The organism is Roseburia sp. 1XD42-69 (genome assembly GCF_003612565.1).
Taxonomy (GTDB): Bacteria; Bacillota; Clostridia; order Lachnospirales; family Lachnospiraceae; genus Roseburia_B.
Window position 1 is genome coordinate 1 of sequence record NZ_RAZG01000186.1, and the last position, 1,857, is coordinate 1,857.

The 1,857-nt window shown below is 49.8% G+C and carries 2 protein-coding genes; both read right to left on the reverse strand.

The features are described 5' to 3' along the window. The coding region (locus D7Y06_RS24905) for a LicD family protein (protein ID WP_147415783.1) at window positions 1-755 on the reverse strand (755 nt) is incomplete at its 3' end. Between the two features lie 28 nt (window positions 756-783). After that, window positions 784-1,857, reverse strand: a 1,074-nt coding sequence (gene pseC / locus D7Y06_RS24910; protein ID WP_120410156.1) for a UDP-4-amino-4,6-dideoxy-N-acetyl-beta-L-altrosamine transaminase, incomplete at its 5' end; no start/stop codon positions are given.

Sequence of the window (1,857 nt, forward strand, 5' to 3'; positions counted from 1 at the left end):
CCGTAGAGCAGGGTGAGGTAGGTGTGGTAATCCACGAAAGCCCGAAACTGCATCCCCTCAAATTCCATGTCACGGTATTCTTGAAAACACCTGGCAGGCATCCCAAACCTGCTTTCTTCTGAAGGGTAAGGATAGAGCAGGTGGCTGACCAGCTTCGTTTCTTTTTTGTTGCACCTTTCGGCCATACAGTTTCTCATATGAAACAGGGCGTCTTTGGGGACTTTATACAGCAGGGCGTAAAATTTCCGCATAAGGGCGCTTTTTTCCGCCCGCATCCCAAGCTCGGAATACAGGATTTTCCGGATACAGAAATTAGCACCGTAATACAGCCTCCGCATGAAATATCCGTCCGGCACATGGTCTGCAACAAAGATGTCAATATACACTCCGGTGCGGAACTTCATATGCTCCTGGCCCAGGCGGATATACTCTGTCCCTTTCCTGCGGAGCTTTGCAAAACCCCACCTGTAATCTTTATCCGTGCGGTAATCCTGCAGGAAGAAACGCCCCCTGTCCAGCTCCTTTCTGCAGGCACGGAAGAATTTTGCATACTCCCTTCTGGTAAATATTACATCTGCATCATCATCCCAGGGAATAAACCCCCTGTGGCGCACAGCCCCCAGAAGCGTCCCGCCGTCCAGGGAATACTCTATGCCGTATTTCCTGCAGATGCGGTCCACTTCCACTAACATTTCAAGCTCTAATAACTGCAGGTTTCTTAGTCCTGCCTGGGATAAAGTTACTTTTTCCTGCATCCCTCTTCCCTCCTTTTTCCTGGCATGTTTATTCCAATGCCGCCTTCACTGTCCCTATGACATAGTCCTGCTCTTCCTCTTCCAGGGCGTAATATAAAGGCAGGCTGATGATGCTTTGATACAAGTCTTCCGCATTTGGGCAGCACACCCCCCCATAACCATGCCCCTGGTAATAGGGATGCTTATATACCGGGATGTAGTGCACATTTACATGTATCCCCGCCTTCTGCAGTTTGTCAAACACTTCTTTCCGCCTTTCCGGGAGTGTTTTTATGACATATAAATGCCAGCTGCTGTTGCAGCCCTCTTTTTGGAAGGGGCACACAACCCCTTTTAAGCCCCCAAGATCCCGGTTGTACCTCCCTGCCAAATACCGCCTTTTTTCCACAAACATCTCCAGCTTTTTTAACTGGGAAATTCCAAGGGCGCACTGTATGTCTGTAATGCGGTAGTTATACCCAAGGCCTAACTGCTGGTAATACCAGCCTCCTTCATTTTTTGTCATGAGGTTTTCGTCCCGGGTAATCCCATGGCTTCGGAATAAAAGCAGTTTTTTATACAGCGTTTCATCGTTGGTGGTAACCATGCCCCCTTCCCCTGTTGTGATATGTTTTACCGGGTGGAAGCTGAAGGTGGACATATCAGAGAGGGAGCCTATTTTCTTCCCTTTGTAGTCCGCCCCTAAAGCATGGGCGGCATCCTCAATGACAATAAGGTTATGCTCCTTTGCAATTCTTTCTATTTCCTCCATTTCACAGGGCTGGCCGGTATAGTGCACCGGGATAATGGCCTTTGTTTTTGGGGTGATTTTCCGCCGGATGTCCTCTGGGTCTATATTGTAGGTATCTTTTTTTATGTCGGCAAAGACCGGCGTCCCTCCGGAATAGAGGACGCAGTTGGCGGAGGCGGCAAAGGTGATGGGGGTGGTGATGACCTCGTCCCCTTCTTTTATCCCCGCCGCAAAACAGGCTGCATGGAGGGCAGCCGTTCCGTTTGCAACAGCGACGGCATACTTGGCGCCGACATAGTCCGCCACTGCCTTTTCAAAGTCCCTTACCGCCGGGCCTGTGGTTAAAAAGTCTGACTTTAAGACATCCACAAC